The sequence below is a fragment of the Pedobacter sp. 01T416_2 genome, assembly GCF_056398925.1.
Window position 1 is genome coordinate 1 of sequence record NZ_JBFTQI010000036.1, and the last position, 15,475, is coordinate 15,475.

15 protein-coding genes are annotated in these 15,475 nt (G+C 38.8%); 12 read left to right on the plus strand and 3 right to left on the minus strand.

Translation table 11 applies throughout. From position 1 onward, the window contains the following. Positions 1 to 106: 106 nt before the first annotated feature. Positions 107 to 880: a DUF4397 domain-containing protein gene (locus tag AC1DPQ_RS03095; protein WP_477582540.1), complete on the minus strand. Its 774-nt coding sequence runs from the start codon at positions 878 to 880 to the stop codon at positions 107 to 109. Positions 881 to 1,389: 509 nt separating this feature from the next. On the opposite strand from AC1DPQ_RS03095, the gene AC1DPQ_RS03100 reads away from it, so the two are divergent. The 12 genes from AC1DPQ_RS03100 (at position 1,390) to AC1DPQ_RS03155 (ending at position 13,459) form a co-directional block, all read left to right on the plus strand. After that, positions 1,390 to 2,088 carry a GNAT family N-acetyltransferase gene (locus AC1DPQ_RS03100; protein WP_477607888.1) on the plus strand — a complete coding sequence of 233 codons (699 nt, stop codon included), beginning with the start codon at positions 1,390 to 1,392 and terminating at the stop codon, positions 2,086 to 2,088. A 1-nt stretch (position 2,089) separates the two neighbouring features. Further along, a complete protein-coding gene (gene argG / locus AC1DPQ_RS03105) occupies positions 2,090 to 3,277 on the plus strand; it encodes an argininosuccinate synthase (protein ID WP_477607890.1) in 1,188 nt (395 codons plus the stop codon). Positions 3,278 to 3,343: 66 nt separating this feature from the next. Next, positions 3,344 to 3,814 carry a GNAT family N-acetyltransferase gene (locus AC1DPQ_RS03110; RefSeq protein WP_477582544.1) on the plus strand — a complete coding sequence of 157 codons (471 nt, stop codon included), beginning with the start codon at positions 3,344 to 3,346 and terminating at the stop codon, positions 3,812 to 3,814. 2 nt (positions 3,815 to 3,816) lie between these two features. After that, positions 3,817 to 4,800, plus strand: coding sequence for an N-acetyl-gamma-glutamyl-phosphate reductase (gene argC / locus AC1DPQ_RS03115; RefSeq protein WP_477582545.1), 984 nt, complete (start codon positions 3,817 to 3,819; stop codon positions 4,798 to 4,800). Positions 4,801 to 4,870: 70 nt separating this feature from the next. Beyond that, complete coding sequence (locus AC1DPQ_RS03120; protein ID WP_477582546.1) at positions 4,871 to 5,227, plus strand: four helix bundle protein; 357 nt, start codon at positions 4,871 to 4,873, stop codon at positions 5,225 to 5,227. Positions 5,228 to 5,322: 95 nt separating this feature from the next. Continuing rightward, positions 5,323 to 6,453: an aspartate aminotransferase family protein gene (locus tag AC1DPQ_RS03125; protein ID WP_477607892.1), complete on the plus strand. Its 1,131-nt coding sequence runs from the start codon at positions 5,323 to 5,325 to the stop codon at positions 6,451 to 6,453. Positions 6,454 to 6,567: 114 nt separating this feature from the next. After that, positions 6,568 to 7,539: a Rossmann-fold NAD(P)-binding domain-containing protein gene (locus AC1DPQ_RS03130; protein WP_477607894.1), complete on the plus strand. Its 972-nt coding sequence runs from the start codon at positions 6,568 to 6,570 to the stop codon at positions 7,537 to 7,539. Positions 7,540 to 7,643: 104 nt separating this feature from the next. Then, positions 7,644 to 8,474, plus strand: a complete 831-nt coding sequence (argB, locus tag AC1DPQ_RS03135; protein ID WP_477607896.1) for an acetylglutamate kinase — start codon at positions 7,644 to 7,646, stop codon at positions 8,472 to 8,474. A 159-nt stretch (positions 8,475 to 8,633) separates the two neighbouring features. Next, the gene (gene proC / locus AC1DPQ_RS03140; RefSeq protein WP_477607898.1) at positions 8,634 to 9,446 is read left to right on the plus strand and encodes a pyrroline-5-carboxylate reductase; all 813 of its coding nucleotides are present in this window, start codon (positions 8,634 to 8,636) and stop codon (positions 9,444 to 9,446) included. 119 nt (positions 9,447 to 9,565) lie between these two features. After that, entirely contained in the window at positions 9,566 to 10,633 is a 1,068-nt protein-coding gene (locus tag AC1DPQ_RS03145; protein ID WP_477607899.1) for a M20 family metallo-hydrolase, read from the plus strand. Between the two features lie 212 nt (positions 10,634 to 10,845). Continuing rightward, a complete protein-coding gene (gene argH, locus AC1DPQ_RS03150) occupies positions 10,846 to 12,177 on the plus strand; it encodes an argininosuccinate lyase (RefSeq protein WP_477585118.1) in 1,332 nt (443 codons plus the stop codon). Positions 12,178 to 12,205: 28 nt separating this feature from the next. Further along, positions 12,206 to 13,459, plus strand: a complete 1,254-nt coding sequence (locus AC1DPQ_RS03155) for a pyridoxal phosphate-dependent aminotransferase (RefSeq protein WP_477585117.1) — start codon at positions 12,206 to 12,208, stop codon at positions 13,457 to 13,459. 205 nt (positions 13,460 to 13,664) lie between these two features. Here the strand turns inward: AC1DPQ_RS03155 and AC1DPQ_RS03160 are convergent, their stop codons facing one another. After that, complete coding sequence (locus tag AC1DPQ_RS03160) at positions 13,665 to 15,089, minus strand: RtcB family protein (protein WP_477579340.1); 1,425 nt, start codon at positions 15,087 to 15,089, stop codon at positions 13,665 to 13,667. 62 nt (positions 15,090 to 15,151) lie between these two features. Then, on the minus strand, positions 15,152 to 15,475 hold a 324-nt coding region (locus AC1DPQ_RS03165; protein WP_477607901.1), incomplete at its 5' end, for an SPFH domain-containing protein.

A 15,475-nucleotide genomic window follows, 5' to 3' on the forward strand; every position in this document is an offset into this window, starting at 1 on the left:
GCTTTAGCCTTAATGGGCAGATAACCTTTTTCTACGAATTAAAACGGCAATTTTCGATACGAAAATTGCCGTTTTTTTATGAAGGGTAAACACAAAAAGCCTTTTTTTATTTGATCAATATAACCTGTAAACTTAAAGGACGYTCAGTTTCATTTGCAGGTGTTACCAAACCACCGCAAATAATGTCATAATGATAACCCGCTGTAAAACTGGTGCTGGCGGAAGTAGCTTTAACTGTTCCTGATGAAGTTTCTTTTGCATCCAATGTATAAGTTCCTGCATCTACAGCAATAAAACCACTCGCATTTTTATAAGTTTTATTGGTAACCAGCATGGTCGTTGCGCTCGTTTTGGCCAGGTCTAAAGCCGGTGCATCAGGCGATAAATTGATAAAGCGGATGTAAGCTTTATCAGTTGATGGTATAGAAAGATCATCACCAATGGTATAAATATCTAGCGCCGCCGGTTTATTAATTAAATAAGAAGAGTAATAGGTGCTTGCATTTAAAGTAACGGTTTTGGTTAACAAGCTCTCTGCGCTACTGGCCGTTGTAAATTTTAAACTGTAAGCGCCTGCGGCATAAGAAAGATAAGCAGCAGAGCCTCCAAATGGTAAAGCTGCCGAATTAACCATGCTGCCATTAAAGTAAGCATTGTAGGTAGCCAAAGAAGGTGATGCATTGATTACCCTTAAATAAGATATGTTGGGATCGGCAGTCTCGGTTTTTTTACATGAAGTTAATGCTGTAAAAGCAATTAGAACAAATAAAGGGATCGATTTGAAATGAAATGGCGTAAAATTCTTCATACGGTTAAAATTTGATTTAATATTTAAGGAGTATCCATAAAACGATAGCCAGATCGCATTCGCTACAGACATACAAATATTGAGTTTAAACCGTATTACGGGATGTTAAATGATGTTAAGCAGATGTTAAAGTTTGTTGCGTTTTTTTAACAATGTTAAAATTGGCAAAAGAATCTATAACTGAAATGCACGATACTCGAATTTTTTATAAATTTATAAATGGCCTCAATACTTGTTTAAGTCAGATTAGTTCAATAAAATCGAAAGCTTAACATAAAAAAATGATGATATTATTGTGTAACTCGATTTTTATTTAAACCTTTGCACCTCAATAGAGTTAAAGCCGTTTTAATACGCAAGAAATGATTAAACAAATTTTATATAAACTTTCTGTTTCCACAGCACAAAATGTGTCTGGGAAAGGTATGTTTATTAATCATTTTCAGCCCGTGTTTTATTATCCCACAAGCCGGCAAAATTTCACTCCACGTATTTAGTACCTACACTAAACGTAACGAGGAATTGATCCTCTCTAAAAACCCAATTAACAAGAATACTTATAATTTTTCGTTAGAAAACGAATGGATATTAACGAATTTATAGTGCAGGTTGCACTTCCTGAACATCGTGTATTTGCAGAAGAAATAGTAACCGAAATGGCAGAATCGGCAAAAGCTCGTGGAACAGGGATTGCTAAGCGTTCGCCGGAATATATTTCTAATAAAATGCAAGAAGGCAAATCGGTTATTGCTTTCCATAAAGATGGCTCCTGGGCAGGATTTTGCTATATAGAAACCTGGAGCCACGGACAGTTTGTGGCCAATAGTGGCTTAGTGGTAAGTCCTAAATACCGCAAAGCGGGATTAGCAAAAGCCATCAAAAATGAAATTTTCGGTTTATCGAGAAAGTTGTACCCAAAGGCAAAAATATTTGGTTTAACAACAGGCTTGGCCGTAATGAAAATCAATTCAGATTTAGGCTACGAGCCTGTAACCTACAGCGAACTTACCCAGGATGAAGAGTTTTGGAAAGGCTGCCAAAGCTGCGTAAACTTCGAAATTTTAAAAATGAAGGAACGCAAAAACTGCATGTGTACAGCTRTGCTTTACGATCCGGCCGAGAAGAAACATGAGGTAGCCAAGCAATTTGCCGAAGAACTGCAAAAGAAACCCAAATTATACGAGCGCTTTATGCGCATTAAACAGCGTTTAGTTGTTAAACCTAAGCCAAAAAATGGCTTAAAAGCCCTTTTATTTTTATTTACCTTTTTATTTAAATAGCATGAAAAAAGTTGTTTTAGCATTTAGCGGAGGCTTAGATACCTCATTTTGTTGTATTTACCTGGCACAAGATCGTGGATTAGAAGTTCATTCAGTAATTGTAAATACTGGTGGTTTTTCTGATGAAGAGTTACAGGAAATTGAGAAAAGAGCATATGCTTTAGGCGTAAAATCGCATGCTGTTGTAGATGAAACTGAAAGTTACTATGAAGGATGCATTAAGTACCTGGTTTTTGGTAACGTATTAAAAAATGCTACTTATMCATTATCGGTAAGTGCAGAGCGTGTTAGTCAGGCAACAGCTATTGCCAACTACGTGAAAAAAATTGGTGCAGATTATGTAGCTCATGGAAGTACCGGTGCAGGTAACGATCAGGTACGTTTCGATATGATTTTCAATATCCTTATCCCAGAGGTTGAAATCATTACCCCAATTAGAGATTTAAAATTATCCCGCGAGGCGGAAATAGAATATTTAGCACAACATGGTGTAGAATATAGTGCAGAAAAAGCAAGATACTCAATCAATAAAGGTTTATGGGGAACTTCGGTAGGAGGAAAGGAAACGTTAACTTCTCACGAAACCTTACCAGAAAGCGCCTGGCCAACCCAGGTTTCGGAAACAGAATCGCATAGGGTAGAATTAACCTTCGAAAAAGGTGAACTGGTTGCTATTGATGGTGAAAAATTAGCACCTGTTAGGGCAATCCAAAAATTACAGGCAATCGCTCAGCCTTTTGGTATCGGTAGAGATATCCACGTTGGTGATACCATTATTGGTATTAAAGGTCGCGTAGGTTTTGAGGCAGCTGGCCCCATTATCATTATCAAAGCACACCATACGCTAGAAAAACACACCTTAACCAAATGGCAGTTAAGCTGGAAAGAACAATTATCGTCTTTCTATGGTAACTGGTTGCACGAAGGTCAGTTCCACGATCCGATTATGCGGAATATTGAGGCTTTTTTAGCTGATACGCAAAAATTTGTGAGCGGTAAAGTATTTGTAGAGTTGTTACCGTATCGTTTCCAGGTTATCGGAATTGAATCAAACCATGATTTAATGAGTAATAAATTTGGCAGCTATGGCGAAATGAATAACGCCTGGAGCGGAGAAGACGTTAAAGGTTTCTCTAAAATATTTGGTAACCAGGTGATGATCTGGCATAAGGTGAACAACGAGGCATAAGGTAAAAGGCATAGGTGGATTAGTGCAAACCTTACACTCAAACCCTCTACCTTAAAACTTTAAATTGTGAGTAATATAACAATCAAACAGATAGATTTAACAGAAACCAACTTAGTAGTTGGTCTGTTTAATCAGTATCGCATATTCTACAATCAGTTTTCTGACATCGGAATGGCTAAGGCTTTTCTAGATGAAAGATTACAGCATAATGAGTCTATCATTTTTGTTGCTACTGATAGTAATACACAAGAAGCGATAGGTTTTACACAGCTATACCCAAAATATTCGTCGGTAAGATTAACAAAAAATTGGATTTTGAACGATTTATATGTTGATGAAAATTACCGTAAGCAGGGCATTGGAGAAAAGTTAATTAAAGCAGCCATGGGTTTTGCCAAAACTCAGGGAGCTACATTTGTACAGCTGGAAACAGCGGTTGATAACTATACTGCCCAGCATCTGTACGAAAGTATAGGATTTGTTAAGCAAGAAAATGATTCAGAATTTTTTCTTTATAAAATAGCACTAAACGCATAGAGATGAATAAAATTAAAGCAGGAATAATTGGTGGTGCGGGTTACACTGGAGGCGAAATGTTACGCATTTTGGTTAACCACCCAAATGTTGAAATTGCTTTTGTAAACAGTACAAGCAATGCCGGGAACTTAATTTCTGATGTACACACTGATTTAATAGGCGATACAGATCTAAAGTTTGTGAGCGATATTCCACAGGATATTGACGTGCTTTTCCTTTGTGTTGGCCATGGTGATGCGAAGAAGTTTTTAGCCGCTAATCCAATTAGCGATAACATTAAAATCATCGATTTGTCGCAGGATTTCAGGTTGCATGCAAATGCTAACTTTTCGACCAAAGACTTTGTTTACGGATTACCCGAGCTAAACCGCGATAAAATTAAAGCAGCTAAAAATATCGCAAACCCTGGCTGTTTTGCAACTTGTATTCAATTAGGCTTGTTGCCTTTGGCATCGAAAGGTTTGATCAAGAATGAAGTTCATATTAATGCAACTACGGGATCAACCGGTGCAGGACAGAGTTTAGCTACCACTTCGCACTTCAGCTGGAGAAACAACAATCTTTCCATATATAAGGCATTTGAACACCAGCATTTGAACGAGATTAGCGAGAGTTTGTTGCAGTTGCAACCATCACTTTCTGAAGCTTTAAGTTTTATCCCACAGCGTGGTGCATTTACAAGAGGTATTTTAGCTGCCATGTACCTGGAAAGTGATTTAAGTTTAGAAGAGGCGCAAAATATTTACGAAGCATATTATAGTGCCCATCCATTTACACATGTCAGTCGGAAAAATATCGATCTAAAACAGGTAGTGAATACCAATAAAGCGCTGGTTCATGTAGAAAAACATGGCGGTAAATTATTTATCATCAGCGTTATTGATAACCTGTTAAAAGGTGCCAGCGGACAAGCGGTTCAGAATATGAACTTAATGTTCGGCTTGGATGAAACAGCAGGACTTAAGTTAAAAGCAGCTAATTTTTAGGTAGAAGAGACCAAAGCTGAAAGACTAAAGTCTAAAGCGAAGGTAGCATGAAGAATAACTAAAACATCAAATGAGAGACTATCAAAAATTAGACGTTTGGAAAAAATCACATCTAATGGTTTTACATGTATATAAAGTTATTTTACCTGCTTTTCCTCCTCATGAGAAATACGACTTGCAAAGTCAGGTTAAAAGAGCTGCATATTCTGTTCCACTAAATATTGTTGAGGGAGCAGGGCGGCGGACTGAAAAAGATTTTGCCCACTTTCTTGATAATGCTTTAGGCTCTGTCCAAGAAATGGAATATGCTTGTTTTCTTGCAAAAGATTTAGATTATCTTGAAGAAAGCAAATATTTTGAAATTTATAAAATGGCAGGTGAGGTTAAAGCAATGTTAATTGGCTTAATTAAACACCTTCGACAATAACCAAGATTAAATGCTATTGGATTTGGCTTACTGCTATATGAAATGTCACAGGAAGCTTTGGTCTTTGGTCTTTAGTCTTTAACCTTATAAAAAAAATGCAACTATTCGACGTTTACCCACTTAACGATATAGAAATAACCAAAGCAGCAGGCAGTAATGTTTGGGATGCTAATGATCAACAATATTTAGATTTATATGGCGGTCATGCTGTAATTTCAATCGGGCATACCAACCCACATTATGTAAACCGCTTAACTGATCAATTAAATAAAGTTGGTTTTTATTCAAATTCAGTAAAAATTCCTTTGCAGGTTCAGCTTGCAGAATTATTGGGAACTGTTTCTGGTAAAAAAGATTTTCAGCTCTTTTTATGTAATTCTGGAGCTGAGGCAAATGAAAATGCTTTAAAACTAGCTTCATTTTACAACGGGAGAAAAAAGGTAATTGCTTTTACAGGCGCTTTCCACGGACGTACATCTTTGGCAGTTGCCGTAACCGATAATCCTAAAATTGTAGCACCGGTTAATCAGACCGAAAATGTAATCTTTTTGCCTTTCAATAATGAGGTTGCTTTAGAAGAAACTTTTAAAGCACAGGGCAATGAAATTTCGGCTGTTATTATTGAAGGTATTCAAGGTGTAGGCGGCATTAAAGAAGCTTCGAAAAGTTTCTTGCAAAAAATCCGTTCACTTTGCGATGAATATAATACGGTTTATATTGCAGATAGTGTACAATGCGGTTACGGACGTACAGGATCGTTTTACTCACACGATTACGCTGGGGTTAAAGCAGATGTTTATACCATGGCAAAAGGAATGGGTAATGGCTTTCCGGTAGCGGGAATCTCTATAGCGCCCAAATTTAAACCTTGGCATGGAGAGTTAGGTACAACTTTCGGTGGTAACCATTTAGCTTGTGCTGCGGCTTTAGCTGTTTTAGAAGTGATGCAACAGGAAAACCTGATGAAAAATGCAGAAGAAGTAGGAAGTTACCTAATTACCGAATTGAAAAAATTTGAACAGGTGGTAGAAATACGTGGCCGTGGATTAATGATCGGTATTGAGCTACCTGCCGAACTGGCGCATGTTAAAAAAGAATTATTGTTTACACACCATATTTTTACTGGTGAGGCAAAACCGAATGTGATCCGTTTGTTGCCAGCCTTAAATTTAACAAAAGCACATGCTGACGAGTTTTTGGCGGCGTTTAAACAACTGGTAAAATAAATACTGTGTATTTGGTCGATCGTCATGCTGAATTTATTTCAGCATCTATTTTGTAGAAAAGACCCTGAAATAAATTCAGGGTGACGGATCGGGATAAATTAATTTATATTAAAAATGAAACTTTTCACTTCCGTACACGATGTTCCAAGCATCAAACAGTTTGTAAATGATGCGCTAGCGTTAAAGGCGAATCCTTATGCGCACCAAGATTTAGGTAAGAACAAAACCTTAGGTTTAGTTTTTATGAATCCAAGTTTACGTACCCGGTTAAGTACGCAAAAAGCGGCCTTAAACTTAGGTATGAATGTAATGGTGATGAATCTGGATAAAGAAGGCTGGGCTTTAGAAACGCAGGATGGTGTAGTGATGAATGGTTCGACAGTTGAACATATTCGCGAAGCTGCTGCCGTAATGGGCCAATATTGCGATATTTTAGGCTTGCGTTCTTTTCCAAAACTGAATAACCGTGAGGAAGATTATAGCGAAGATTTCTTCAATAAATTTGTGAAATATTGTGCCGTACCTGTAGTGAGTTTGGAGAGTGCAACACGTCACCCTTTACAAAGCTTTGCCGATATCATTACCATTCACGAAACCTGGACAAAGAAACCTGATGGGCGCAAACCAAAGGTAGTTTTGGCTTGGGCGCCTCATGTAAAGGCTTTGCCCCAGGCAGTACCAAATTCTTTTGCAGAGTGGATGTGCAAAGCTCAGGCAGAAGGAATGATCGATTTTACTATTGCGCAACCAGAGGGTTACGAGCTTTCGGAAGATTTTACGCCTAATGCCGATATTCAGTATAATTTAGAAGAAGCTTTGGCCGGTGCTGATTATGTGTATGTGAAGAACTGGAGTAGTTATAAAGAGTATGGAAAAGTGTTAACTTATCCTGATGGCTGGATGATGAATAATGAGAAATTAAAATTCACAAACGATGCTAAAGTGATGCATTGCTTACCTGTACGCCGCGATCTGGAATTATCATCAGAGATTTTGGATGGACCAAATTCATTGGTTATTCACGAAGCCGGAAACCGTTTATGGGCGGCGCAGGCAGTAATTAAAGCGATGTTGGAGGAATTGTAAATCATATGCCTCGGCTCGTGTCCCCGCGAACCGAAATTATTAATATGGTGAAACAAAACTATTAATGTGATTCGTGGAGACACGAACCACGGTAAGAATAAATTATGAAACAACTCACTATCATAAAAATCGGCGGAAACGTAATCGATAACTCCGAAAACTTACACCAGTTTTTATTGGATTTTACTGCATTGCCAGGAGATAAGATCCTGGTGCACGGCGGGGGTAAAATTGCAACTGAACTGGGCGAATCGTTGGGCATTGAAGCCAAAATGGTTGAGGGTAGAAGAATTACCGATATCGAAACCCTGCGTATTGTAACGATGGTTTACGCCGGACTGATCAATAAAAATATGGTTGCCCAACTACAGGCCAAAGGAAGTAATGCGATTGGTTTAACCGGCGCAGATGGTAATATCATTAAAGCGAAAAAAAGGCCTGTTAGTACCAAAACTTATGGTGCAGAGGCCGGCCCTATGGCAGGTGCAGTTATTGATTACGGCTTTGTGGGCGATTTAGATGAAAATTCTGTTTCAGCGAATGCTTTAGGCACTTTATTAAATGCTGGCTTTGTTCCGGTTTTATGTGCCATTACACATGATGGTGGTACTCAGCTTCTGAATACCAATGCTGATACCATAGCCTCTTCTGTTGCGGTGGCTATGTCAAGCTTATATGAAACCCGTTTGGTATATTGCTTTGAGAAAAAAGGAGTACTTAGGGACGTTAATGATGATGCTTCTGTTGTAAGAGAAATCAAAGCTGATGAGTTTGAAGGTTTAAAAGCCGATGGAACTGTGCAAGGTGGAATGATCCCTAAACTGCACAATGCCTTTGAAGCGATTAAAAAAGGAGTTTCTGCAGTTTATATCGGCAAAGCCGATGAGCTCGCTGAACTTGCCAAGGGAACTTTTGGTACTAAAATGCTGAAGTAAAGGTGGGGGAAAAGAGGTAGAAGGTGAGTAGGTTGAGGGTGGAAGGTTTTTAGTCGAGGTACCTAAACTTATCGTTTGCTTTTCAACACAAAAAATCTGTGCAATCAAACCGAAGAAAAAAAATAAAATCTGTGTAAGCAAACTAAAGGGAAAATAATCATGACAAAAAAAATAGCCATAATTGGTAGCGGAAATATCGGTTTATCTTTAGCGAAAGGTTTGGTAAAGGCCGATTTTGCTCAAGCAGGCGACATTACGCTTACCCGTAGAAATATTGATCATTTAAAATCATTCGCCGAAGCCGGTTTTAATGTAAGCAATAACAATAAACAGGCTGTAGTTGATGCTGATGTTGTGATTTTGGCTGTTCTGCCACAACAATTAAATACGGTTTTAGATGAAATTCAAAATTCAATTGTTCCGACCAAACATTTGGTTATTTCGGTAATTTCTGGCGTGRGCTGTGCTGCGGTTAGGGAAAAATTAGGTGATGATGTTGAGGTAATCAGGGTAATGCCTAACACAGCAATTGCTATTGGTCAATCGATGACTTGCATGGCCAGCGATAATGCATCAGCAGCAAACATTGCAGATGTGACTAAAATGTTCGAAACGGTTGGTTCTGTTGTGAAAATTAATGAAGATTTAATGACTTCAGCAACAGCGCTTTGTGCCTGCGGGATTGCGTTCTTTTTAAGGGCAATCAGGGCTGCATCGCAAGGTGGCGTAGAAATCGGTTTTCATGCTGATGAAGCTTTAAAAATGGCTGTTCAAACGGCTAAAGGAGCGGCTGATTTGCTTTTATTACATGGAACACACCCAGAATCAGAAATAGATAAGGTAACTTCGCCGAAAGGTTGTACCATAGCAGGTTTAAATGAAATGGAACATAACGGTTTTAGCTCATCATTGATAAAAGGTATTAAACTTTCGGCTTTAAAAGCAGGGAATCTGTATACCAAAGAAGGTTAGAGGTGTAGGGTTTAGGACATAAAGTCTTAATTGCAAACATAAAACTGAAAGCCAAAATAAAAGGTAGAAAGTTTAAAGACGGGTTTAGTCTTAATACTTAATACTAATTACTTGATACTATGTTACTAGAAAATATACAAAAAGAAAGTCTGGATTTATTGCGACAGTTGATCCGCATCCAGTCTTTTAGTAAAGAAGAAGATCGGACGGCGAATTTAATTGCGCAGTTTTTGGAGGAGAGAGGAGTTAAGACTCAGCGTAAAATGAATAACGTTTGGGCTTACAACAAACATTTTGATCCAGCTAAGCCAACACTTTTGTTGAATTCACATCATGATACGGTAAAGCCTAATTCAGGTTACACCCGCGATCCTTATGATGCTGCAATTGAAGGTGATAAACTGTTTGGTTTGGGCAGTAATGATGCTGGTGGTTGTTTAGTGTCGCTAATCGGAACCTTTTTATATTATTACAAGCAAGAAAATTTAAAATACAATATCTGTTTGGCAGCGACTGCCGAGGAAGAAATTTCTGGTAATAATGGATTAGAACTGGTTCTTCCTGATTTGGGCGAACTGGAGTTTGGTATCGTAGGCGAGCCTACAGAAATGAATTTAGCCATTGCCGAGCGCGGTTTGTTGGTATTAGATTGTGTATCGCATGGTAAAGCCGGTCATGCTGCTCGTGAAGAGGGAGAGAATGCGATTTACAAAGCATTAAAAGATATCGAATGGTTTAGGAACTATCAGTTTCCAAAAGTTTCGGAGGTTTTTGGGCCATTAAAAATGACGGTTACGATTATCAACGCAGGTTCGCAGCAYAATGTTGTTCCGGCAAATTGTACTTTTACGGTTGATGTTCGTGTAACTGATGCTTACACTAATGAAGAGGTTTTAGAGATTATCAGGGCAAATGTTGATTGTGATGTTACCCCACGGTCTATCCGCTTAAAACCATCGTCGATTGATAAAAACCATCCGGTTGTTCAGGCTGGTGTTGCCCTTGGAAAAACTACTTATGGTTCGCCTACTACCTCCGATCAGGCGTTATTAGATATTCCATCAGTAAAATGTGGTCCGGGTTTTTCTGGCCGATCGCACATGGCTGATGAGTTTTTGTATGTGCGAGAAGTAGCAGAGGGTGTTGAGGGCTATGTAAATATGCTGAAACCGGTTATACAAGGTTGAGGGTTTTAAGGTTGATGGTATATGGCTTGGATGCCCAACTTAAATGCTTTACAACTCCTGGTGTTCGCTGTGTAAAACGCTGAGTACGCTGTGGTAAAATGATAGAATAGCTTTGTGTGCTTTGCGGAAAACTTAGCGCACTTTGTGGTTAAATAAATTTAAAATGAAAATTGCGGAAGCATTCTTCATAACCATTGAAAAAAATATCACTAATGAAAATCTGGCAAAAAAATATAGATGTAAATCAGTTTGTAGAGCGTTTTACGGTTGGTAAAGACCGTGAACTGGATCTGCAAATGGCAAAGTTTGATGTATTGGGTTCTTTGGCGCATACCCAAATGTTAGAAACTATTAATTTGCTATCCGCTGAAGAACTGAAAACGGTTCAACAAGAATTGAAAAATATTTATGCTGAAATTGAAGCTGGAAATTTCACCATAGAAGACAGTGTGGAAGATGTGCACTCACAGGTAGAGTGGTTGCTTACACAACGTATTGGCGAAGCAGGTAAGAAAATCCATAGTGGCCGGTCGCGTAACGATCAGGTGCTGGTTGATTTGAAACTGTTCTTTAGGGCTTGCATCGAAGATATGGTTGGCCAAACCTCAATCTTGTTTAATGAGCTAATTGAGCTGAGCAATACGCACAAAGATAAATTGATGCCAGGTTATACGCATTTGCAGATTGCCATGCCATCGTCTTTTGGTTTATGGTTTGGTGCTTATGCCGAAAGCTTGGCAGATGATATGGAATTGATGTTGGCTGCATGGAAAATCTGTAATAAGAATCCATTAGGGTCAGCTGCTGGTTATGGTTCTTCATTCCCTTTAAACAGAACTTTAACAACTGAGTTGTTAGGCTTTGAAAGCTTAAACTATAATGTAGTTTATGCGCAGATGGGGCGTGGCAAAACTGAAAGGGTTTTAGCACAGGCAATGAGTGCTGTTGCAGCAACTTTAGCTAAAATGGCGATGGATGTGTGTTTGTTCATCAATCAGAATTTTGGCTTCATTAGTTTTCCGGCAGAACTGACTACAGGGTCGAGTATTATGCCACACAAAAAAAATCCTGATGTTTTTGAGTTGATCCGTTCGCGTTGCAATAAAATTCAGGCTTTGCCGAATGAAATTGCCATGATGATTACCAATCTGCCATCAGGTTATCACCGCGATTTACAATTGCTGAAAGAAAATCTATTTCCAGCAATTACTTCTTTAAACGAATGTTTGGAGATTGCTACTTTTATGTTCCAGAACATCACGATAAAAGATGATATTTTAAAGGATAAAAAATACGACTATCTGTTTAGCGTTGAAGTAGTGAATGATCTGGCTTTACAAGGTGTTCCATTTAGAGAGGCTTATAAAATTGTTGGCGAACAGATAGAAAATGGTACTTTTGCACCGTCTGGCCAAATACATCATACACACGAAGGGAGCATTGGCAACCTGTGCAACGAGCAGATTGCTGCAGCAATGCAAGGAGTATTGTCTCAATTTGGTTTCGGAAAAGTGAATAAAGCAATAGAAGATTTAATTCGCTAATTATAAGATCGATAATAAATAATAGTATATGAAAGTTTCAGTATTGGCCAGTTCATTAATCGGCTCAGAAATTATAAAAATCGGTAATGAAGTTAACGAAATGAAGCGCAAAGGTGCTTCGATCGCTAATTTAACCATAGGCGATTTTGACGCAAACATTTACCCAATCCCAACCGAATTAAAGGCCGGAATTGTAGAAGCATACAACGCCAACCAAACCAACTACCCGCCTGCTGACGGTGTTTTGCCTTTAAGAGAAACGGTTTCGGAATTGTTAAAGGATAGATTTGGGTTAGAATACAACACCAACAGCATTTTAGTTTCTGGTGGTTCACGCCCTTTAATTTATGCTACTTACCTGGCTTTGATCGATCCTGGAGATACCGTGGTTTTCCCTGCACCATCTTGGAATAACAACCACTATTCTCACTTAACTTCGGCAAAAACAATTGCGGTAGAAACCGATGCTGCGCATAATTTTATGCCAACTGCAGCGCAATTAAAACCGCATTTAAAAGGGGCAACCTTATTGGCGCTGTGCTCGCCATTAAACCCAACAGGAACCATGTTCGATGCCGATTCCTTAGCTGAAATCTGTGATGCTGTTTTAGAAGAAAATGCATCACGTGGTGCCGACGAAAAACCATTGTACATGATGTACGATCAGATTTATTCGCTTTTAACTTTCGGAAAAGAACATGTAAATCCAGTTTCCTTACGCCCTACAATGCGTCCGTTTACTGTTTTTGTTGATGGTAGTTCGAAATGTTTGGCGGCAACTGGTGTACGTGTAGGATGGGGTTTTGGTCCGGAGGATATTATCAATAGAATGAAAGCTTTAGTTGGCCACATGGGTGCCTGGGCGCCAAAAGCCGAGCAAGTGGCTATGTCTAATTATTTTAACGATAAAGCACAGGTTGATACTTTCTTAACCAGTTTTAAAGGTCAGATTCAAGATAGCTTAAACGCACTTTACAATGGATTTAACGAATTAAAGAACGAAGGCTTTAATGTTGATGCTGTTGAGCCGATGGGCGCGATTTATTTGACCATTAAAATCGATTATATCGGAAAAACCACTGAAGATGGTCAAGTTTTAAAAGATAGTGCAGATGTAAATTTCTATCTGATTAAAGAAGCTGGAGCAGCTTTGGTTCCATTCTCTGCTTTTGGAAATGAAGACAGTATGCCTTGGTTCAGGGCTTCGGTTGGTGCTTGTACCCTGCAGGATATTAAAGATATGTTGCCAAGGATTAAAACCGCTTTGAGTAAGTTGAAGTAAAGATTATAAATTAGATAAGAAACCCTCTTCAAAATTAACTTAAGAGGGTTTCTTTATTTTTACTCCAACGAACATTTTGATTCGTTTCCTAACTTGGTCGTCATGCTGAATTTATTTCAGCATCTTTATTGGGAGATAGACCCTGAAATAAATTCAGGGTGACGACTGTACAGTAGACTCCAGACTAAGGACTCCAGGCTAAAAACTAATCCTCCCTGCTTCCATCATCAGCCATTCTCACCATTTTAGGTTCAAATTTGGCCACTACATCAACCAGTTCGGTTTGCGCTGCCATCACTTTGTTGATGTCTTTATAGGCCATTGGCGCTTCATCTAAACCTGCACCAATTAGGGTAACATTATGATCTTTCAAAATCGCTTTCATATCCGATTTGGTAATCGATTGAATCGCTTTGGTCCGGCTCATTTGACGTCCCGCACCATGAGATGCTGAATTGATTGCACTCATTTCGCCTTTTCCCCTAACCAAAAATCCTGGTGCGGTCATACTTCCTGGAATAATCCCCATCACATCTTTACCTGCTGGTGTAGCACCTTTTCGGTGGACAATTACTTCTTCTCCATCAAGCATTTCTTTCCATGCAAAATTATGGTGGTTCTCTACCTTGGCTAAAACTTTAGCGCCAATTGCCTTGGTTAATCTTTTGTGGATCACCTCATGACAGGCTGAAGCATAATCGCCGGCTAAATTCATGGCAATCCAATACTCTTGTCCTTCGGCAGAATTTAAATCCAAATAAGCCAGGTTTACAGCCTCTTTAGGTAGTTTACATATGTCTTTAGCCAGTTTGGTGTAATGACCTGCAATGGTTGCGCCAAAACCACGGGAACCCGAATGGGTCAATAATGCTACGTAACGTCCTTTATCGATATTTAAAATCTCATCACGTTCGGCAAAATCAATAATCCCCCATTCTACAAAGTGATTTCCACCACCCGAAGTACCCAGTTGTGCCCAAGCCTTTCCGTGTAAATTTTTAAGAAAAGGAGTAGCGTTGAAAGCGTCGTTTTCTAAAACATCATGATCAGCCCTTTCATTACCTTTAAAATTCTGACCCGCACCAAATTTGGTGAAAGCAATTAATTCGCGTTTATACATTGCATCTTTCCCAAAATAATGTTTCTCTGGAATATCGAAAATACTTAAAGCCATTCTACAACCGATATCTACACCGACACCATAAGGGATAATTGCATTTCTAGTCGCTAATACGCCACCAATTGGTAAACCATAGCCTTGATGGGCATCGGGCATTAATGCCCCAGCTACCGAAACTGGCAGTTTCATGGCGATATCCATTTGGTTTCGGGCACCTTCTTCTATATAATCGGCACCGAAAATTGAATAATCTTTAGCATTGTTGATTAGTTCAATGGTCCCATCTGATTTTGGATTGGCTTCCTCGATCACAGCAGTTGCCAATACATTTAATACCTCGTCATCCAAAAAACTTTCCGGRTATTCTTTTACTTTTTTAAATAAGGCCAATAATTCTTTTTCCTCAATATTCGCGAAATTTTCTTTCAGGATATCTAATGCTATGCCTACTATTTTTCCTTCGGAATAACCTATTTCGATCAGGTTATTACCTGTTATGTTGTTGTTCATTTTATTTCTTGTTCAATCCTCGGCAGGTAATACTCACCTGACCGAGGGTTTCTAAATTTAATTTATTTTACGAAGATTTGCTTCAATTGATCTACAATTTGTCCACTGCCTGATAAGCTGATGTTGTTGATTTTTTCTGCGATTTTCTCTACATATTCCATCTCTTTCAACTTGTACAACATTGCATTGTCTTCCATCAATTTAGCTGTATTCAACAAACTTCTGGTTGATGCTGTTTCTTCTCTCCGGGTAATGATATTGGCTTGGGCTCTTTTTTCGGCAACTAAAACCTGGTTCATAATTTCTTTAACGTCACCAGGTAAAACGATGTCTTTAACCCCACAATTGGTTAGTTTTACGCCCAAGTTTTCAACCTTATCCAAGGT